The 20,524-nt window shown below is 65.1% G+C and carries 16 protein-coding genes; 5 read left to right on the plus strand and 11 right to left on the minus strand.

Annotation, left to right across the window (positions count from 1 at the left end; genetic code table 11):
- Positions 1-7: 7 nt before the first annotated feature.
- Genes FJU11_RS10405 through FJU11_RS10415 form a run of 3 tightly spaced genes read left to right on the plus strand, consistent with a single transcriptional unit; the run spans position 8 to position 3,909 of the window.
- The gene (locus FJU11_RS10405; RefSeq protein WP_141166991.1) at positions 8-2,122 is read left to right on the plus strand and encodes an acetate--CoA ligase family protein; all 2,115 of its coding nucleotides are present in this window, start codon (positions 8-10) and stop codon (positions 2,120-2,122) included.
- On the plus strand, positions 2,115-2,897 hold the full coding sequence (locus FJU11_RS10410) for a carnitinyl-CoA dehydratase (protein ID WP_141166992.1): 783 nt from the start codon (positions 2,115-2,117) through the stop codon (positions 2,895-2,897). Before FJU11_RS10405 ends, FJU11_RS10410 begins: the two co-directional genes overlap by 8 nt.
- Before the next feature lie 25 nt (positions 2,898-2,922).
- On the plus strand, positions 2,923-3,909 hold the full coding sequence (locus tag FJU11_RS10415) for an alpha/beta hydrolase (RefSeq protein WP_141166993.1): 987 nt from the start codon (positions 2,923-2,925) through the stop codon (positions 3,907-3,909).
- A 68-nt stretch (positions 3,910-3,977) separates the two neighbouring features.
- Here FJU11_RS10415 and FJU11_RS10420 read toward each other — a convergent pair whose 3' ends face one another.
- The 11 genes from FJU11_RS10420 to FJU11_RS10470 form a co-directional block, all read right to left on the minus strand.
- Entirely contained in the window at positions 3,978-5,621 is a 1,644-nt protein-coding gene (locus FJU11_RS10420) for an ABC transporter ATP-binding protein (protein ID WP_141166994.1), read from the minus strand.
- Positions 5,614-6,447, minus strand: a complete 834-nt coding sequence (locus FJU11_RS10425) for an ABC transporter permease (protein ID WP_141166995.1) — start codon at positions 6,445-6,447, stop codon at positions 5,614-5,616. The genes FJU11_RS10420 and FJU11_RS10425 overlap by 8 nt, the downstream gene beginning before the upstream one ends.
- 9 nt (positions 6,448-6,456) lie before the next feature.
- Positions 6,457-7,416 (minus strand): ABC transporter permease, encoded by a 960-nt coding sequence (locus FJU11_RS10430; protein ID WP_141166996.1) that lies wholly within the window; start codon positions 7,414-7,416, stop codon positions 6,457-6,459.
- 10 nt (positions 7,417-7,426) lie between these two features.
- Positions 7,427-9,019, minus strand: a complete 1,593-nt coding sequence (locus FJU11_RS10435; RefSeq protein ID WP_141166997.1) for an ABC transporter substrate-binding protein — start codon at positions 9,017-9,019, stop codon at positions 7,427-7,429.
- Positions 9,020-9,337: 318 nt separating this feature from the next.
- Complete coding sequence (locus tag FJU11_RS10440; protein ID WP_141166998.1) at positions 9,338-11,341, minus strand: CocE/NonD family hydrolase; 2,004 nt, start codon at positions 11,339-11,341, stop codon at positions 9,338-9,340.
- 274 nt (positions 11,342-11,615) lie between these two features.
- A complete protein-coding gene (locus FJU11_RS10445) occupies positions 11,616-12,578 on the minus strand; it encodes an ABC transporter substrate-binding protein (protein ID WP_141166999.1) in 963 nt (320 codons plus the stop codon).
- A gap of 135 nt (positions 12,579-12,713) precedes the next feature.
- Entirely contained in the window at positions 12,714-13,730 is a 1,017-nt protein-coding gene (locus tag FJU11_RS10450) for an ABC transporter permease (protein ID WP_141167000.1), read from the minus strand.
- Positions 13,727-15,241, minus strand: coding sequence for a sugar ABC transporter ATP-binding protein (locus tag FJU11_RS10455; RefSeq protein WP_141167029.1), 1,515 nt, complete (start codon positions 15,239-15,241; stop codon positions 13,727-13,729). The genes FJU11_RS10450 and FJU11_RS10455 overlap by 4 nt, the downstream gene beginning before the upstream one ends.
- Before the next feature lie 205 nt (positions 15,242-15,446).
- Positions 15,447-16,610, minus strand: coding sequence for a Gfo/Idh/MocA family protein (locus FJU11_RS10460; RefSeq protein WP_141167001.1), 1,164 nt, complete (start codon positions 16,608-16,610; stop codon positions 15,447-15,449).
- Positions 16,611-16,624: 14 nt separating this feature from the next.
- Positions 16,625-17,680, minus strand: coding sequence for a sugar phosphate isomerase/epimerase family protein (locus FJU11_RS10465; RefSeq protein ID WP_141167002.1), 1,056 nt, complete (start codon positions 17,678-17,680; stop codon positions 16,625-16,627).
- 229 nt (positions 17,681-17,909) lie between these two features.
- On the minus strand, positions 17,910-19,112 hold the full coding sequence (locus tag FJU11_RS10470; protein WP_181408140.1) for a GGDEF domain-containing protein: 1,203 nt from the start codon (positions 19,110-19,112) through the stop codon (positions 17,910-17,912).
- 172 nt (positions 19,113-19,284) lie between these two features.
- On the opposite strand from FJU11_RS10470, the gene FJU11_RS10475 reads away from it, so the two are divergent.
- On the plus strand, positions 19,285-20,145 hold the full coding sequence (locus FJU11_RS10475; RefSeq protein ID WP_141167004.1) for an STAS domain-containing protein: 861 nt from the start codon (positions 19,285-19,287) through the stop codon (positions 20,143-20,145).
- 4 nt (positions 20,146-20,149) lie between these two features.
- On the plus strand, positions 20,150-20,518 hold the full coding sequence (locus FJU11_RS10480) for an STAS domain-containing protein (RefSeq protein WP_141167005.1): 369 nt from the start codon (positions 20,150-20,152) through the stop codon (positions 20,516-20,518).
- The last annotated feature ends 6 nt before the right edge of the window (positions 20,519-20,524 follow it).

Genomic DNA, 20,524 nt, shown 5'->3' on the forward strand with positions numbered 1-20,524 from the left:
GGGCGCGATGACCCTGCTTTATGATGCAAGCGGCCTTCCCGCGGCTTCGGAAAACCGGCTCGACCGGCTGCTTCGGCCGCGTTCGATCGCCGTCTTCGGTGGCGTTCAGGCGGCAGCCGTCGTCGAGCAGTCGCGCAAGATGGGCTTTTCCGGCAAGATCTGGCCTGTTCATCCCAAACGCGACATGGTCGCGGGCGAAAAAGCCTATCGCGGCATCGACGATCTGCCGGGCGTTCCGGATGCCGCCTTCGTCGGCGTCAATCGCAGCCTGACCGTGACGATCGTCGAAGAACTTCGCGCGATCGGAGCCGGTGGTGCCGTGTGCTTTGCGGCCGGTTTCAGCGAAACGGGAGCCGGGAACGGCGAAGGCGGTGCGCTACAGGCGGCACTGGTGGAGGCGGCCGGCGAAATGCCGATCGTCGGACCGAACTGCTACGGCGTCATCAACTATTGCGACGGCGCGCTGCTGTGGCCCGACCAGCACGGCGGCAAGCGGTTGCCGGAAGGCATGCGGGGTGCCGCGATCGTCACGCAGTCGTCCAACATCGCCGTCAACCTGACGATGCAGCGCCGCGGGTTGCCGCTCGCCTACGTGCTGACGGCGGGCAACCAGGCGCAGACCGGGCTTTCCGAGATGGCGCTCGGGCTTCTCGAAGATCCGCGCGTTTCGGTTCTCGGCCTTCACATCGAAGCGTTCGACAGCGTGGCGAATTTCGAGCGTCTCGCCGCCAGAGCGCGCGCGCTCGGAAAGCCGATCGTCGCCATGAAGGCCGGTCGATCGCAACAGGCGCGCGAAGCCGCCGTTTCGCACACCGCGTCGATCGCCGGAAGCGACGCCGCGGCCGACGCCTTTCTCGCACGGCTCGGCATTGCCCGCGTGCATTCCGTGCCGTCGTTCCTCGAAACGATGAAGCTCCTGCATTGCGGCGGTCCGCTCGCAGGCCGGGGCGTGTCTTCGATGAGCTGTTCGGGCGGCGAGGCGGGGCTGATGGCCGACGCCGCCCACGGCCGCGGGATCGGCTTTCCGGCCTTGGATGCGACCCATCGCGAACGCGTCGGAGAAACGCTCGGTCCGCTCGTCGCCGTCGCCAATCCGCTCGACTACAATACCTTCATCTGGAACGACGAGCCGGCGCTCAAGCGCACCTTTACCGCCTTCGCGACATCCGATTTCGCCTGCAATCTTCTGGTTCTCGACTTTCCGCGCGAGGATCGATGCTCCTGTGCGGATTGGTGGCCGGCGATCGATGCCTTCGAGAGTGCGCTTTCGAACAACGCTTCTCGCGGGGCGATCGTCGTTTCGATGACCGAGAACGTTGCCGAGGCACATGCCGAAGCCCTGATCGCGCGCGGTCTGCCGCCGCTGATGGGCATTGCGGAAACGATGGACGCGCTGGAGGCGGCTGCCTTCATCGCGGAAGTCTGGGCAAGCCCGAACCCCGATCCGCTCGCTCCGCCACCGCGCACAGAAATCGGAAGGCGGCATACGCTCGACGAGGCGACAGCGAAGGACCGGCTCGCCGGTGCCGGTCTGCCGGTCGCCGAACGACGCGTCGTCGCGGATGCCGGGGAAGCGGTACGCGCGGCCGAAGCGCTCGGCTTTCCGGTGGCCGTCAAGGCGCTCGGTGTCGCCCACAAGTCGGAACGCGGTGCCGTGCGGCTTGCTCTCGGCGACGCGGAGGCGGTTGCCGGGGCAGCGGGGGATCTCGCCGATATGGGGAGCGGCCTTCTCGTCGAGCGCATGATTCCGGACGTGGTCGGCGAACTGATCGCCGGTGTCACGCGCGACCCGCAGTTCGGCCCTGTCCTGACGATCGGCACCGGCGGCGTCCTCGTCGAACTTCTCGGCGACAGCCGGACCGTTCTCCTGCCTGCGAAACGCGAAACCGTCGAGCAGGCGATCCGCTCGCTCAGGCTCTCCGCCCTTCTGGACGGCTATCGCGGCCGCCCGCGCGGCGACGTCGAGGCTGCCGTGACCGCACTGATGCAGATCGCCGATTTCGCCGTGGCGAACGCGGCCACGCTCGTCGAAATGGACATCAATCCACTGATCGTATGCAAAAAAGGCGCGTTCGTCGCGGACGCGCTGATCGTCGAAGAGGAAGAAGAAGACCATGAGTGATGTGGTACGCACGCGCGCCGAAGACGGTGTTCTCGAAGTCACGCTCGACCGGCCCAAGGCCAATGCGATCGACCTTGCGACCTCGCGGGAACTCGGCGAAGTCTTCAAGGCGTTTCGCGACGATGCATCGCAGCGCGTCGCGATCGTGCGGACCGAGGGATCGAAGTTCTTTTCCGCCGGCTGGGACCTGAAGGCGGCCGCCGGTGGCGACGCCGTCGACGGCGACTACGGTGTCGGCGGATTTGCCGGCCTGCAGGAACTGCCGGAGATGAACAAGCCGGTGATCGCCTGCGTCAACGGCATGGCGGTCGGCGGCGGCTTCGAGCTGGCGCTTTCCTGCGACCTTATCTATGCCGCCGAGCATTCGAGCTTCGCGCTGCCCGAAATTCGCGCCGGCACGCTTGCCGATGCCGCCAGCATCAAGCTGCCGAAGCGGCTTCCCTATCATGTCGCCATGGATCTCCTTTTGACCGGTCGGTGGATGGATGCCGGTGAGGCCGCGCGATGGGGCCTGGTCAACGAGGTGCTGCCGGAGGAAAAGCTCGAGGATCGCGTCTGGGAAGTCGCGCGTCTGCTCGCCGGCGGCCCGCCGCTCGTCTTCGCGGCGATCAAGGAGGTCGTGCGCGAGGCGGAGGGCCGTGATTTCCGCGATGCGATGAACCGCGTGACGAAACGCCAGTTCAAGACCGTGGACGTCCTCTACGATTCCGAAGACAACATGGAAGGTTTTCGTGCGTTCGCGGAAAAGCGTGATCCGGTCTGGAAGGGCCGGTAGCGGTCACGTGCCCGGAGATCGCCCGATGGAACGCAACGATGCACCCGAAGCTTCCTGGCGGGAAGCCTATGCCGCGCGGCTCGATGCCGATGTCCGCACCTTCATCGAAGAGACGGAAGCGTGCTATCCGCCCGACGCCGCCGATCTGACGGTCGAGCGCCAGCGCACGGTCTACGACGCCATGGCGCGGACGTTCGCCGTCGGCCGACCGGTGGGCATCGTCACGAACGACACGTTCGTCGATGCCGGCAGCCACACCGTCCCCGTCCGTGTCTACGACCGGGAGGACACGACGCCGCAAGCCTGCGTCGTCTTTTACCATGGCGGCGGCTTCGTGGTCGGCGGGCTGGAAAGCCACGACGACGTCTGTGCGGAGATCTGTGCGGCGACGCGATGCCGTGTCGTCTCGGTCGACTACCGGCTTTCGCCCGAACACGTGCATCCGGCCGCGTTCGACGACGCCCTCGACGCCTATGACTGGGTCGGACGCACGAGCGGCCTTCCGCTCGTTCTTTGCGGCGACAGCGCCGGCGGGAACCTTGCGGCCGCGGTCGCCCATGCCAAGCGCGGCAGTTCGCGCGAGCCGGCCGGTCAGGTCCTGATCTATCCGTCTCTCGGCTTCGAGATGGAGGGACGCTCCTACCGCGAGCACGCGAACGCGCCGATGCTGACGATGGATGACCTTCTCTTCTACCGCGAGATCCGGAGCGGTAATGGCGATCGCAGCGGCGAACCGACCTTCGCGCCCCTTGCGGACGGTAATCTCGCAGGGCTGCCGCCGACCTTCGTCGCCTCGGCCGAATTCGACCCGCTCGCAAGCGACGGAGAGCGCTATTGCCAAGGGATCCGCGAAGCGGGAGGCCGGGCGATCTGGTTCGAGGATGTGGGCCTCGTCCACGGCCATCTGAGGGCGCGCCATCGCACGGTCCGAGCGGGGGAGAGTTTCGCGCGCGTCATCGCCGCGATCGGTGCCTTCGCGGCGGGCGAATGGCCGTACGCAAAGCCGGTCTGACGAAGGATGCGAAGCGCGCTGCCGTTCGTCGGAGACGGCGCCGCGCTTCCGTATAAACCTGAAAGAGTCTAGTTGCCTGCGCTTTCCATGCTTCGGCGTTTCAGCGCCTCTTCCAGCCAGCCGATCTTCATTTCCGGCACCGAGGCGAGCAACAGGTCCGTGTAGTCGTCGAAGGGCGGGGAGAGCACTTCCGACTTCGTGCCGTAGCGTACGACCTCGCCGCGATACATCACCGCAATGGAATCGGCGATCGCCCTTACGGTCGCGATGTCGTGGGTGATGAAGAGATAGGCGACGTTCTCGATCTTCTGCAGGTTCAACAGCAGCTTGAGAATGCCGTCCGCGACCAGCGGATCGAGCGCGCTCGTCACCTCGTCGCAGATGATGAGCTTCGGCTTGGCGGCGAGCGCGCGCGCGATGCAGATGCGCTGTTTCTGCCCGCCGGAAAGCTCGGCCGGGTAACGGTCTAGGAAGCCGTTGCCGAGTTCGATCTCGTCCATCAGTTCCTGAACGCGTGCGTCTCGCTCCTTGCCGCGCATGTTGAAATAGAATTCGAGCGGCCTGCCGATGATCGTGCGCACGGTATGGCGCGGGTTCATGGCCGTGTCGGCCATCTGGTAGATCATCTGGAGTTCGCGCAGATCGTCGCGCGAGCGTGAGCCCAGACGACGGGCGAGCGGGCGCCCGTCGAAGGTGATCTCGCCTTCACGAGGGGGCAGAAGGCCGGTGATGACGCGTGCGAGCGTCGATTTGCCGGAACCGGATTCGCCGACCACGGCAAGCGTCTGGCCGGCGGTGATGTCGACCGACACGTCCTTCAGCACAGGCACGGCCGCCGGTCCCTTGCCGTATGCGGCGGTGATGTTCTTGACCGAGAGGATCGGGCTGTCGCCGGGCTTCTTCTCCTCGTGCGTGATGGAACGCACCGAGACGAGGTCGCGCGTATATTGCTCCTGCGGATCCTCGATGATCTGCCGGGCGGTGCCGTGCTCGACCTTCTTGCCGTGGCGAAGCACCAGGATGTCGTCGGAGACCTGCGCGACCACGGCGAGATCGTGAGTGATGTAGAGTGCGGCGACGCCGGTATCGCGGATGGCGTCCTTGATCGCCGCGAGCACGTCGATCTGCGTCGTCACGTCGAGGGCGGTCGTCGGCTCGTCGAAGATGATGAGGTCGGGACGCGAGCACAGCGCCATCGCGGTCATCGCGCGCTGGAGCTGGCCGCCCGAAACCTGGTGCGGGTAGCGGTTGCCGAAGCGCTCCGGTTCGGGCAGGCCGAGCCGGCGGAAGAGATCGACCGCACGCTTCTTCGCCTCGTCCTTGCCGGCGGAGCCGTGGCGCACCGTCGCCTCGATGACCTGATCCATCAGCTTGTGCGCGGGGTTGAAGGCGGCCGCCGCCGACTGGGCGACGTAGCAGACTTCCTTGCCGCGCAGGCGGCGCACGCCGCGCGTGCGTTCCTTCAGGATGTCGCGGCCATTGAGCATGACCTTGCCGCCGGTGATCCGCACGCCGCCGCGTCCGTAGGCCATCGGCGAAAGGCCGATCGTCGACTTGCCTGCGCCGGACTCGCCGATGAGGCCGAGCACCTTGCCCTTTTCGAGCGAGAAGGAGACGTCGTCGACGATGGTGATGTCGTGGGCCGGCTCGTCGGGCGGATAGACCGTCGCCTCGATGCGCAGGTTCTTCACGTCGAGAAGCGTGTCAGCCATTGCCGCGCCCTCCTTTCAGGTCGGTGGTGCGGTTCAGCACCCAGTCGGCCACGAGGTTCACCGAAATCGCCAGGATGGCGATCGCCGCCGCCGGCAGGAGGGCCGCCGGGATGCCGAAGACGATGCCGTCCTTGTTCTCCTTCACCATGCCGCCCCAGTCGGATTGTGGTGGCTGCACGCCGAGGCCCAGGAAGGAGAGGGCGGAAAGGAAGAGGATGGCGAAGATGAAGCGCAGCCCGAGCTCGGCGACGAGCGGGGAGAGCGCGTTCGGCAGGATCTCACGGAAGATCACCCAGATCTTGCCTTCGCCCCTCAGCTTCGCCGCCTCGACGAAATCCATGACGTTCACGTCGACGGCGACGGCGCGCGAGATGCGGTAGACGCGGGTGGAATCGAGGATGCCCATGACGACGATCAGCGTCACCGTGTTCGACGGCAACACCGAAAGCACCACGAGGGCGAAGATCAGCGTCGGGATGGACATGATCATGTCGACGAAGCGCGAAAGCACCTCGTCGAACCAGCCGCCGATGACGGCGGCGGAAAAGCCGAGGCTGGCGCCGAGCGTGAAGGAAAGTGCGGTCGCGAGCGCCGCGATGAAGAGTGTGATGCGGCCGCCGTAGAGCAGGCGGGTGAAGAGATCGCGGCCGAGATTGTCCGTGCCGAGCCAGTGCTTGGCCGACATCGGCTCCCATACGTCGCCGACGACGACCGTCGACGAGTAGGGCGCGATGACCGGTGCGAGCAGCGCGGCGAGCACGAACGCGATCGTGACGAGAATTCCCACCTGCGCGCTGATGGGGATGCGGCGTAGGCTAAGAAGCATGGGCCGTCCTTACTTCGGGTGACGCAGGCGCGGGTTGGAAAGGATCGAGAAGATGTCCGCGAGCATGTTCAAGGTGATGTAGACGGCCGCGAAAATGAGGCCGCAATCTTGGACGACGGGGATGTCGCGCTTGGCGACGTGGTCGACCATGTACTGTCCCATGCCCGGATAGACGAAGATCACCTCGATCACGACAACGCCGACGACCATGTAGGCGAGCGACAGCATGATGACGTTGATGATCGGCGCGATCGCGTTGGGAAAGGCGTGGCGCAGGATGATCTTGAAGCGCGACAGCCCCTTGAGTTCGGCCGTCTCGACATAGGCCGACTGCATGACGTTGAGGATGGCCGCGCGCGTCATGCGCATCATCTGCGCGAGCACGACGAGCGTCAGCGTCGCGGCCGGCAGGGCGATCGCGTTCATGCGGTCGAGGAAGGGCATGTTCTGATAGACGGTGGCCACGCTCGTGAACCAGCCGAGGCGAACGGCGACGAAGTAGATCAGCAGATAGCCGATGAAGAATTCCGGCAGCGAGATCGCCGCCAGCGTCGAGGCCGAGATCAGATTGTCGATGAAGCCGTTGCGGTGGCGAACGGCGATCAGGCCGAGAATGATCGACAGCGGAACGGCGACGAGCGCCGCCCAGAACGCCAGGAACAGCGTGTTGCCGAGACGCGAAAGCAGTTCCGGGCCGATCGGCTGGCCGTTGGAAAGCGCCGTGCCGAGATTGCCGTGGAGAATGCCCCCGAGCCACTCGAAGTAGCGCACATAGGTCGGCTGATTGAGGCCGAGCGATTCGCGCAGATTGGCGACCGCCTGCGGTGTCGCGGACTGGCCGAGGATCGATTGCGCGACGTCGCCGGGCAGGATGTTCGTGCCGACGAAGATGACGACGGACACGGCGAGGAGGAGAAGGACGCCCAGCGCGAAACGCTGGGCGACCAGTTTTGCGATACCGGCTCCCATGGGTGCTACTTCAGGACTTCACCCAGCAGCGGATCAGGGCGGACAGGTTGCTGAATTCCTGGTTGGGATCCTTGACCCAGCCGTCGACCTTGTCGTTCGTCGCCGCGATGAACTGGTTGAACATCGGCGCAATGAGGCCACCTTGGTCGCGCATGATCATCGCGGCCTCGTGGTACATCTGCTTGCGCTTGCTCTCGTCGAGTTCGCCGCGGGCCTGGACGATCAGCTTGTCGAACTTGTCGTTGAAGAAGCGCGTGTCGTTCCAGTCGGCCGAGGAGATGTAGGCGACGGAATACATCTGGTCCTGGGTCGGACGGCCACCCCAGTAGGAAGCCGAGAAGGGCTCCTTGTTCCACACCTCCGACCAGTATCCGTCACCGGGCACCCGCTGGATCTGCAGGTTGATGCCCGCCTGCTGGCAGGACTGCTGGTAGAGCTGCGCGGCGTCGACCGCGCCCGGGAAGGCAACGTCGGACGTGCGAAGCACGATCGGCCCGTCATGACCCGACTTCTGGATATGGTGCTTCGCCTTGTCCGGATCGAACGTGCGCTGCGGGATGCCTTCGGGCGAAAGCGGATATGCCGAATTGATCGGGTAGTCGTTGCCGACCGCGCCGTAGCCGCGCAGGATGGTCTTGACCATCTCCTCGCGGTTGACGGCGAGCTTCAGCGCCATGCGCACGTCGTTGTTGTCGAACGGCTTGGTGTTGCAGAACATGTTGAAGGGGTAAAAGCCCTTGCCCTGCGTGTTCTGGATCGTCACGCCGGGCAGCCGCTCGACCAGATGCACGATCTTCGGCTCGACGCGGTTGATGATCTGTACCTTGCCGCCCTGGAGCGCGGACATGCGGGCCGTGGCGTCGTTGATGACGAGGATCACGACCTCTTCGGCGTGACCGACCTCACCCTTGTTCCAGTAGTTCTCGAACTTCTTGCCGACGTTGCGGATGCCGGGCTGATGCTCGGCGACCTTGTAGGGTCCGGTGCCGATGCCGGCCTTCGGATCGTCCTGGCCGCCGTTCGGCTGGATGACGAGATGGTAGTCCTCCAGCAGGAAGGGCAGGTCGGCATTCGCCGTCTTGAGGGTGAAGACGACGTTCTCGCCGTCCTTCTTGACGGACTTGATACCCTGCATGATGCCGAGCGCGCCGGACTTCGACTTCGCGTCGGAGTGACGCTCCATCGTGGCGACGACGTCTTCGGGCTTCATCGTCTTGCCGTTATGGAACTGGACGTCCTTGCGGATCTTGAACGACCACACCGTCGCGTCGTCGTTCGAGCTCCATTCGCTCGCGAGGTTCGGGATGGGCTTGCCGTCCGGCGTCAGCCGGACGAGCTGCTCGCCCCAGCAACGGCCGAAGATCGTCGGAACCTGGTTCGTCCATGAGGCGGGGTCGAGACTGTCGGTCGACTGGCCGGCCTGGATGCCGGCGGTCAGCGTGCCACCGGAAACGGGCTGGGCGGCCTGTGCGGCAGTCGTCAGCAGCGAGCCCGCGAAGGGCGCGGCGACGCCGAGCGCGGCTGCCCGGCCGAGAAAGTCGCGGCGGCTCATGCCACCGGAAGCCACGCGTCGGCTGAGATATTCGAGTTCCCTGTTGCTCATTCAAGCTCTCCCGGTTTATCGCGACCTTGCGGCCGGTGTATTGTATACGATCGGCCGGCGCACGAAACGCCGGTAGCAGCGAAGGGGGGCGTCAAGTGGCGGGCTTTCGCAAGCCCGGCATCAATCGGAGCGCCCCTTGGCGGGGCGGCGAAGAAGGAAGTCCGCCGCGCCCGCAATGGCGTCAGCGTCTCAAGGGCATCGTCATCGTGACCGTCTGTTCGATTCGTGCGTGACGAATGACGAAATTCCCTTTCGCTGTCTTCGATCCTGTGCGGGCGTCCGTGCGGCACACCCGGCGATTGAGACGCGACCATAGGGTCATAGCCACCGGCGATCAAGCTTCTTGTTGAACTGACGTTCAAACACGAGGGTCTCTCCCTCCCACGCGCGGAAGCTTCCCGTGAGGTGGAAATGCGTCGCGTCGGCCGTCAGCGCCGTCGTCGCCTCGCTGCGCGTCGACCAGTCGCCGCGCCCGCTCGTCTGCGTCCAGACGCATTCGCCGCGCGCAGTCAGGGGATCGTCCGGATCGATCTGCCAGTGCTCGTCCACATGGCTGCCTGCGACGAGCCCGTGGACGGTGTCTTCGCTCTCGCCGAAATCGTCGGCGATGCGAACATGCGTCAGACCGGTGTTCTGGTCCATCTCGATGAGGCGGCGGCTTTCCGGGGCTCGAACGATACGCACGCCACGCGAGCGCGCGGCTTCGGGTTCCTCGAAACGCCATTCGTCCGTTTCCACGGCCGGATGCACGGGCAGGTCCAGTTCCCCGCCGTGCAGCGTCAGCGTCGCCATTTCGGGCGACGGCCAGACGAGCGGCCAGTGGGCGGGCGAGATCGACACGCGAAGCCGGTTGCCGGCCGGCATCCGCCAGGCGATGTCGTCCAGTTGCAGGACGATTTCGAACGGCTCGCCCGGAACGAGCGCTTCCGGACGGTCGTGTCCGTTCCGGTGGCACAGGTTGAGGACGGCGTAGGTGATGCGCGTCGCCGCGCCGTCGGGATAGACGTCGTTCAGCCGCACGGCGATCTGCGCGACGGGCTTGTCGCTTGCGAGCTTGAGCCGGATCACAGGCGCGCCGGTAAGGGTCAGATCGGCCTCGAGCGGCGCGCTGTCGAAGGTTGCCGAAAGCGCGTCGTCGCGGCGTTGGTCGCCGGGCAGTTCCGGCCCCCAGTAGATGGCGCACCATTCGCCGCCGAAGAGCCCGGTATCGGCCGGCGACGAGACGGCCACGGCGAACGGTTCCGATCCCTTGCGCGACAGCGTGCCGTCGCCGCTCAGTTGCAGCGTCTCGGTGGCGACCCGGGGCGAGGGCCATTCGGCTTCGGCCGCCCAGCGTCCGGTGCGTTCCTCGTACCAGGTCTGCGGGCGTTCGGAATCCATGACGAAGAGGCGCATGGCCGGGTCGTCCTCGACGCCGGTGTCGAGACCTTTCAGCCAGTGGTCCCACCAGCGACGCATCTCTTGAAGGAAACCGATGGGGTTCGGCTTTGCGAAGTGTGGATATTTATGGATCCACGGCCCGACGATGCCCTTGGCCGGCGCATCGAGGTTGGAAACGAGGCGCGAGACGGCGTTCTTGTAGCCGTCCCCCCAACCGCCGACGGCGAGAACCGGCACCTCGATCGCCGAATAATCCTCGCAGACCGAACCGTGTCGCCAGTAATCGTCGCGTGTCTGGTGCTCGATCCAGGTGGCGTGCAGCATGGCATTGTTTTCGAGGCGATCCATCCACAGCGCGCGCCAGTCCTCGCCGACGAGTTCGGGATCCGGCGGGCGCGGCGTGAAGGAGAACATGGTGGCGCCCCAACCGAGGTTCTCGTGGAGCATGAGGCCGCCCTTGTAATGGATGTCGTCGGAATAGCGGTCGTCCGTCGAGCACATGGTGACGATGGCCTTCAGCGCGGGCGGCCGCAGCGCCGCAACCTGCAGCGAGTTGAACCCGCCCCACGAGATTCCGTGCATGCCGACATTGCCGTCGCACCATTCCTGTTCGGCGAGCCAGGCGATCACGTCGCAGGCATCGGCGAGCTCCTGCTCGGTATATTCATCGCTCATCAGTCCTTCGGAATCGCCGTTGCCGCGCATGTCGACGCGCACCGACGCGTAGCCGTGGCCGGCCATGTAGGGATGGGTGAGGCTGTCCCGGTCGGCCGTGCCGTCACGCTTGCGGTAGGGCAGGTATTCGAGGAGCGCCGGCACCGGCTTCTCGCTCGCATCGACGGGCATCCAGATGCGTGCGGATAGACGGCACCCATCGGGAAGCGGTATGAGGACGTGGTCCCGCTCGGCGATCTCGTGCGGAAACTTCGAAACGGTCTTCATGGAAAATCGGTGATCCCTGTGCTGCGACGATGTCGCCGGAGCATGCTAGTGCAGCGCAGCAAAGTCCACACCGACCGTTTGCGACGGGTTGTCCCGTACGACGGCCGGGTGCACACGAAAACGGCCCCGCTGCGAAACGGGGCCGTTCGGTTTCACCGCGGCGTTTCTTTTCCGGAGCGCCTTGCGACCTGATTGGATCAGGTCCAGCGCTCTATCCCTTTGCTTTTAGCGTTGTTCACGATGCCGGACTGGATCCGTCTGGCTGGAAAATGCGCTAGAAGGGCGAATCCTTGAAGTAGTATTCCATTGCGTTGTCCTTGGTGACGAGGGTGGCGTCGAGGATGAACTTGCCGCGCACCGGCGCCTGGTCGTAGAGATGGGCAGCCGTCAGATCCATGGCGGTCGCCACCATCGACGGCGGATAGAGAACGTCGACGGGCACCATCTTGTCGCCATCGGCCACGCGCTTGATCATGTCCTTCATGCCGGCACCGCCGACGACCATCTTGATGCCGTCCTGGCGACCGGCCTGCTTGATGGCTTCGAGCACGCCGACGGCCATGTCGTCGTCCTGGCACCAGACGGCGTCGATGTTCTGGTACTTGGTCAGGAAGTCCTGCATGACCTTGAAGGCGTCGTCGCGCGACCAGTTGCCGTACTGGCGGTCGAGCACCTTGATGTCCGAACCCTTGATCGCGTCGTTGAAGCCTTTCTGGCGCTCCTCGTCGATGGTGATCGGCAGGCCGCGGATGACGACGACGTTGGCCTTGCCGAGGTTCTTCTTCATGTACTCCCCGGCGACGTGGCCGAGGCCGTAATTGTTGCCGGCGACGTAGAGGTCGTGGATCGAATCGTCGGAGAGCGCGCGGTCGACGACGGTCACGAAGATGCCCTTGTCCTTGACCTCGCGCACGGGATCCGTCAGCTCGTCGGAATTTTGGGGCAGGGTGACGAGGGCGTCGATGCCCTGCACCGTCATGTCTTCGAGCGCGTTCGCCTGATCGGCCCCGTTCGGCGAGGTCTTCACCATCACCTTCAGGCCGGGATACTTCTTCTCGAGGATCTTCGCCTCGCGCTCGGCGTGGTAGACCACGCCGCCCGTCCAGCCGTGATCGGCCGCCGGCACGGAAACGCCGATCGTGTAATCCTTCTTCTCATTGTCCTGGGCGCTCGCCCAGGGAACTGCGGCGCTCAGTGCAAGAGCCGCCGCCAGCCCGACCATCAAGCTACGTCGCATGTGTTCTCCCTTTCACGCGCGGGCCGTTTCGAAACGGCGGGTGGCCCGCTCCTCCCAGTCGCCGCATCCCCTTCCGGACCGGCGGCATCATGAAGGCCCTGCTCCTCCTCGGCATCAGGACCTTCAGGAATGGTATCAGCCCTTGCGCATCAGCGAACGCTGCATGAGCATGGCGACGATGATGATCGCGCCCTGCACGGCGCCGATCAGATATTCGCTGACGAAGTTCGAAAGCACCATGATGTTGCCGACGATCTCCAGCATGAAGGCGCCGCAGATCGAACCCCAGATGCGCCCGACGCCGCCTCTGAGCGCCGTTCCGCCGATGACGACGGCGGTGATCGCCTGCAGTTCCCACAGAAGTCCGGTCGTCGTCGTCGAAGCACCGAGGCGCGGTACGTAGACGACGACCGCGATCGCCACGCAGACGCCCTGGATGACGTAGGTGAGCGCACGCACCCGCGAGACCGAGACGCCGGAATAGCGCGCGACCTCCTCGTTGGAGCCGACGGCGAGCACGTGGCGTCCGAAGGGCGTCTTGTAGAGAACGAAGGCGCCGACGAGACCGACCGCGAGGATGATCCAGACCGGCACCGGCAGGCCGAGGATTTCTCCGGTATAGATCGGCCGCAAATAACTGCGCATGGTGCTGGACGAGATGGCGATCGAGCCGCCGTCGGCGAGCCAGACCGTGACGGAACGGAAGATCGCCATGGTGCCGAGGGTGACGATGAACGGTTCGATGCGCCCGAGCGTCGTCACCGTGCCGTTCAGGAGACCCGACAGCGCGCCGGTCCCGATCGCGACGAGGATCGCGACGGCGACGAGGCCGACGCCGTCCGCCATGTACCCGCCGTTCATGAACAGAATCATGATGCCGGCCACGAACGCCGTCATCGAACCGACCGAAAGGTCGAGCCCGCCCGCGGAGATGACGAAGGTGGCGCCGACGGCGATGATCGCGATGAAGGAGCAGCGCGTCGCGACGTTCAGGAGATTGTTGACGCTCAGGAAATTCTCGTTGACGACGTAGCCGAGAACCATGAGGAGCGCGAGTGCGACGAAGGGCGCGATGCCCGCGAGATCGGTCTCGCGCAAGCGTTGGCCGAAGCTGCGCGTTTCGCCGGGCCGCGCTACGGTTTCTTCGCTCATGCGTGCATCGCTCCCTCGATTTCCTCCACGGACTCGACCCCGGTTGCTCGCATCACGATCTCGTCCTCGGTCATTGCCTCCCCCGTAACCTCTCCCGCCATTCGCCCGCCGCGCATGACGATGATGCGCTCGCAGATGCCGATCAGTTCCTGCATTTCCGAAGAGACGACGATGACGCCCTTGCCGGCTTCGGCGAGCTCGGCGATGAAGCGGTAGATCTGCTCCTTCGTGCCGATATCGATGCCACGTGTCGGCTCGTCGATGATGACGATCTTGGGATCGGCGAGCATCATCTTGGCAAGGAGCAGCTTCTGCTGGTTGCCGCCGGAAAGCTGGCCGGCGAGCAGCGAGCGGCGTCGTGCACGAATGTCGAAATCGGTGAAGGCCTTGTCGAGTGCGGCGTTCTCGCGCCGTCCGTCGACCATCGGCCCGCGCGTGAACCGCGAGAGGGTCGCAAGCGTCAGATTGGTGGCGAGCGTCTTGTCGAGAAGCAGGCCTTTGCCCTTCCGGTCTTCGCTAAGATAGACGATGCCGGCCTTCATCGACTGGTCGGCGGAGGAAAAGCGTGTCGGCCGGTCCTTGATCCTGAGCGTGCCGTGCGAGGGGCGAAGGCCGACGATGCCCTCCATCAGTTCCGTCCGGCCGGCACCGATCAGTCCGGCGAAACCGAGGATTTCGCCGCGATGCAGGGTGAAGGAGATGTTGGCGGCGAGGCCCGGCACCTCGAAATTCTCGACGGAAAGCAGCATTTCGCGGCCGGCGCGCACATGGCGCTCGGGATAGAGTTGCGAGACGTCGCGGCCGACCATGAGGCGAGCCATCTCCACCGGTTCCAGCCCTTCGGCCGAACGTGTCGTGACGCGACGTCCGTCGCGAAGCACGGTGACCCGATCGGCGATCGCGCCGACTTCCGGAAGGCGGTGGGAGATATAGAGGACGGCGATGCCGCGATCGCGAAGGTCGCGGATGACCTTCAGCAGCGCTTCGGTCTCGAACGGGGTGAGGGCCGCAGTCGGCTCGTCGAAGATGACGGCCTTGTGCGGGACCTGCAGCGCACGGGCGATCTGCACGAGCTGGCGCTTGGCGATCGAAAGCGAAGCGACGACGGCGCGCGGATCGATCTCCGCGCCGAGATCGCTCAGGGCGGCGGCAGCAAGCCGGTTCATCTCGCCGTCGCGGGTGAGGAAACCGCGCTTGAGTTCGCGGCCGAGGAAGATGTTCTGTGCCACCGTGCGGTGCGGCGCGAGCAGGATTTCCTGGTGCACGAGCACGATGCCGCGCTTTTCCGCGTCGACCGGACCGGAAAAGCGGAGGGTTTCGCCTTCCAAGGAGATCGAGCCGCGGCTCGGCGCAAGATGGCCGGCCATCAGCTTCATCAGCGTCGACTTGCCGGCACCGTTCTCGCCGATGATCGCATGGACCTCGCCGGGGTAGAGCGCGAGATCAATGTCGCTCAACACCTCGACGGGGCCGAACGACTTCGCCAGCCCGCGCGCCTCCAGGACGGGCATGCTCTCTTCCGAAATCGCATCACGCGCCATTCAAAGCCTCCCGACAGCGCGATTGAAAAGCGACCCGGACGAGCCGCCCCATACCATGTTTATCACGAACGGGTGTCGGGCGAGCCGCCGATGGCTGCGCTCCCCGAACCGTTTCGCCTGTCCCTTTACGCCTCCCGGAATATTCGTGCCGACCGAGCCCCGGCCAAAGACACGATCAAAGCTTCGTCCAGACGCTTCCGTTCTTCGACGATTCCACCGACGTCGCGATGAACTTCATGCCGTCGAGGCCGTCCTCGACCGTCGGGTAGATGACGCCGCCGGGTGTCGACTTGCCTTCCCGTGCCGCGAAGAGCGCCTGCGCGGCTTCTGAGTAAAGGTTGGCGAAGCCTTCGAGATAGCCTTCCGGATGGCCGGCGGGCACACGGACGAAACGGCCCGCATCCTCGCCCATGCCGGCGCCACCGCGTGTGATCAGTCGCTTTTCTTCGCCGAAGGGCGCGTACCAGAGATGGTTCGGATGCTCCTGCGACCATTCGAGCCCGCCGCGCGAACCGTAGATGCCGAGTGCGAGACCGTTCTCGTTGCCGACTGCGACCTGGCTCGCCCAAAGCATGCCCCGCGCACCGCTTTCGTAGCGCATGAGGATCTGGACGTTGTCGTCGAGCCTGCGTCCTTCGACGAAGGTCGAAAGCTCGGCGCAGAGTTCGTTCGGCAGTTCGCCGGTGACGAAGGCGGCGAGGTTGTAGGCGTGCGTGCCGATGTCTCCGATCGCGCCGCCGGCGCCGGAACGCTCCGGATCGGTGCGCCACTCGGCCTGCTTCACGCCGGTCTCCTCGGCCTTTTCGGCGAGCCAGTCCTGCGCGTATTCCGCCTTCACCACGCGAAGCTGGCCGATCGCGCCGTCGCGCACCATGGCCCGGGCCTGCCGGATCATCGGGTAGGCGGTGTAGTTGTGCGTGAGGATGAAGAGCTTGCCGGAAGAGCGCACGAGCTCGACGAGCTCTTCCGCCTCCGAAACGCTGACCGTCATCGGCTTGTCGCAGATGACGTGAATGCCGGCGTTGAGGAACGCCTTGGCGGCCGACGCATGGAGGTGGTTCGGCGTGACGATCGAGACTACCTCGATGCCGTCCGCGCGCGCGGCCTCGGCCTTCGCCATCTCGATGTAGCTCGTATAGCTGCGATCCGCCGAGATGCCGTTTTCCGCAGCCGAAGCCGCGGCACGGTCCGGATCGGAGGAGAGGGCGCCGGCAACGAGTTCGAAGCGGTCGTCGAGACGGGACGCGATGCGGTGGACGGCACCGATGAAGGCGCCCTGTCCGCCGCCGACCATGCCGAGGCGGATGCGCCGTCCGCCGGGATGTTCCTGACTGGCCATGATGGCGTCCTTTCCTATTCGAGCCCGAGAATGCGCCGGTTCGCCGCTTCGTCCGAGCCGGCGCCGGCGAAATCGTCGAAGGCGCGTTCGGTAACGCGGATGATGTGGTCGGCGATGAACTGGGCCCCTTCGCGCGCCCCGTCTTCGGGATGCTTCAACGCGCATTCCCATTCGAGCACGGCCCAACCGTCGAAATCATGCGCCGAAAGCTGCGAGAAGATGCGGCCGAAATCGACCTGGCCGTCGCCGAGCGAGCGGAAGCGGCCGGCGCGATCGACCCAGGACTGGAAGCCGCCATAGACGCCCTGCCGTCCGCTCGGCACGAACTCGGCATCCTTCACGTGGAAGGCGCGAATGCGCTCGTGATAGATCTCGATGTATTCGATGTAGTCGAGCTGCTGCAGGACGAAATGCGATGGATCGTAGAGCAGGTTCGCGCGCGGATGGTCGTTCACCCGCTCCAGGAACATCTCGTAGGAAATGCCGTCGTGCAGGTCCTCGCTCGGATGGATCTCGTAGCAGAGATCGACGCCGTTCTCGTCGCAATGGTCGAGGATCGGCTTCCAGCGGGTCGCCAGTTCCTCGAATGCGGTCTCGATGAGGCCCGGTGCACGCTGCGGGAAGGGGTAGAGGAAGGGCCATGCGAGCGCGCCGGAGAAGGTCGGCAGACCGGTGAGCCCCATGTGCTTCGAGGCGACGGCGGCACACTTCACCTGATTGACGGCCCATTCCTGGCGCGCCTTCGGATTGTTGTGCACCTTTTCCGGTGCGAAGCCGTCGAGCAGTTCGTCGTAGACGGGATGGGCGGCGACGAGCTGGCCCTGCAGGTGCGTGGCGAGCTCGGTGACGGAAAGCCCGTGGTTTGCGACTGTGCCGACGATCTCGTCGCAGTAGTCCTTGGAGTCCGCGGCCTTCTCGATGTCGATCAAACGCAGATCCCAGGCCGGGATCTGCACGCCTTTGTAGCCGAGCGATGCCGCCCAGCCGCAGATGCCGTCGAGCGTGTCGAAGGGGGCTTCGTCGCCGGCGAACTGGGCCAGGAAGATGGCGGGTCCCTTGATGGTCTTCATGCGTTTCCTCCGTCTGGTTCGCTCCGAAGCCGCACCTCACATGATCGACCGCTCGGTCGAAAACGCGCGACGCATGCACGAATGCTTTTGAACGCAGGCTAGACAAGGTCGGGAATTGCCACAAGCCTGCAACGCATGCGCGCCCCAATCATTCGAGGCATCGCGGGCAGGCGGGATACTCGGGGGTCGGTGAACCCCGTTCGAAAAAGCGTCGTGCGCCTTGCTCGTATCAGCTGGCGAGGGCCTGCCTCGGAGGCAGCGGTGCCTCGGCAACCGCGACGTCGAGTTCGCTCTTCACCTGGTCGCGGCCGGCGCGCTTGGCGAGGTAGAGTGCGGCATCCGCCCTTCGGGTAAGCGCGAGCGGTTCGATCCCCGCGTTGGCGGGAACCGCGGCGATGCCGAAACTCGCCGTCACGCTGTGGCTTGCCGGCAGACCGTCGATCCGTGCGTGCTTCAGGGCAAGGCGAAGGCTTTCGGCGTAAACGCGCGCGTCGTCGCGACCGATGTCGGGTAGCGCGACGGCGAATTCCTCGCCGCCGAGCCGGCCGACGAGGCAGCTTGCCGGCGTCGCTTCGGACAACAGCGCCGCGAAGTCGGTGATGACGCGGTCGCCGATCGCGTGGCCATGGAGATCGTTGATGGCCTTGAAGTGATCGAGATCGCACAGCACGAAGGCGACCGGTCGGCTCCGGCCCCGGCCGAGGAGATCGGCCAATGCCGCGTTGAACGCGGTATGGTTCAGGAGGCCCGACATGCCGTCCCTGCGCGCGTTCGTGATGGCCGTCCCGAGCAGGTCGCGTACGAGGATGGAAAGCAGGAGCAGCGCGATCGCCACGCCGAACACCGTTCCGAGCGACTGGGAGGCATTCGCGTAATCGGTCTCGAAGAAGTGGGTGGGACCCGAACCCGCACCTCCCAGGTGCGCTGCAAGGAACGGCTTGGACAGGAACTGGACCGCACTTGCGGCCTGTACCGTGCCGAACAGCCGATCGAGCGGTTTGTTCGCGCGACTGAGCACCACCCATGCGCCGACGGCCTGCATCGTGGCGTCGGGGGTCTGGTAGAGGATGAGGCGCCAGAGGGATTCACGGGGAAACGCCTGCGAAACGAGGCAAAGCACGATGCCGCCTGCGAGGATGCCGGAAAGCAGCAACTTCGGAACCGGATGATCGTAGAGATGGCACAGCCCGATATTGATGAAGAACAACGCCGCCAGGAACGCGACGAACGTCACGAGTTGCATCCATTCGGTCGGTACCGCACTGGCGAGCGTGTATTCGAAAGCGAGATTGAGGCCGACGGCGAGGAACCCGGGGACGAACCAGCGCGGCGCGATTTTGGTGCGATCGGCGGCGGCCACGGCGATGAGCGCTGCCGTGAACATGCCGGCGACGGCCAGATTGATGGCCAGAATGAAAGCCGCGCTTGGCATCGCTCCACCTCTTTGTCGCGTGCGAATACACTGCGTGCGACAACAAACCTTTAAGGCGAGCCCGCTACGGCGCATATTCTACGTATGCGTTCGCGCCGCTTCGGTGCTCGACGATTGCGAATCGACGCGTGGCGCGGCATACCCGCACGGATTGAGAACACGAAAGCGTGACATGGCGAAAGAAGTGACGACCGGCTCGGTGCTGGTAGAAGATTTCGATCGGGTACTTTCCGGCTGGCTGAAGGTTCAGGCCAGCGAAAACGTCAAGCGCACCGACCTCGTCTCGGCCAAGGAATCGGAAAAGCAGAGCCGCGACCTGCTCGCTGCCCTTGCCGACGTCGCGCCCGAAGCGGCGACGGCGGACGGCTTCGACCTTTCCGACGCGCAGTGGGCACCGGTGCGCGAGGCGCTGGAGGAAATCGCCGAAAACCGTACCGAACGCGGTGTCTCGGCGGCGGAGATGGGGTGGTTCATCGCCTCGCTCAAGCAACCCTTCTTCGAGATCCTCCATGAAGAGCTCGGCGAGACGTCGGCGGAGCTGATGCGCGAGATCTGGAGCGCGACGCGGATCGTCGACCAGGTTGCCCTCTACGCCATCGAAACGCTCGTGCAGAAGCGCGAGGCGATCATCGAGCGCCAGCGCGGGGAAATGACCGAAGTTTCCGCGCCGGTCGTGAAGATCTGGGACCGCATCGTCACGGTTCCGCTCATCGGCACGCTCGATTCCTTCCGCGCGCAGACGGTGATGGAAAACCTGCTCGACGCGATCGTCCAGTGGGAAGCGGAGATTGCCATCATCGACATCACCGGCGTTTCCACCGTCGATACGCTCGTTGCCCAGCACCTCCTGAAGACGGCTTCGGCCGTCCGGCTGATGGGCTCGGAATGCGTGATCTGCGGCATCAGCCCGAAGATCGCCCAGACGGTCGTCAATCTCGGCGTCGACCTGCCGAACATCACGACGCGCGTCGACCTGCAGAGCGGTCTCGCCTACGCCTTCCGGCGCATCGGCGTGGCGGCCGGAGAACGATAAGCCCGTGGCCGGAGCGAGCGGAAGCGTACCGATCGTCACGATTGCCGGCTGCGTCGTCGTCGCGATCCGTGACGATCTCGACGATCAGGACATCCTCACGCTGCAGGACGAACTCGTCGAGGAGGTATCGCGACGCTCCGCGAACGGCGTCGTCATCGACATTTCCAGTCTCGAGATCGTCGACACCTTTGCCGGGCGCATGCTGGGCGCCATGGCGCAGATGGCCGGAATGATGAACGCCCGCACGATCGTCGTCGGCATGCGGCCGGCCGTCGCGATGACGCTCGTCGACCTCGGCATGACGCTCGAAGGGGTGGAGACCGCGCTCAATGCCGACCGGGCCATCGAGGCGATCAGGGCCGGCCAGGCCTGAGCCGTC

It is taken from the genome of Pararhizobium mangrovi (assembly GCF_006516965.1).
Lineage (GTDB): Bacteria > Pseudomonadota > Alphaproteobacteria > Rhizobiales > Rhizobiaceae > Pararhizobium_B > Pararhizobium_B mangrovi.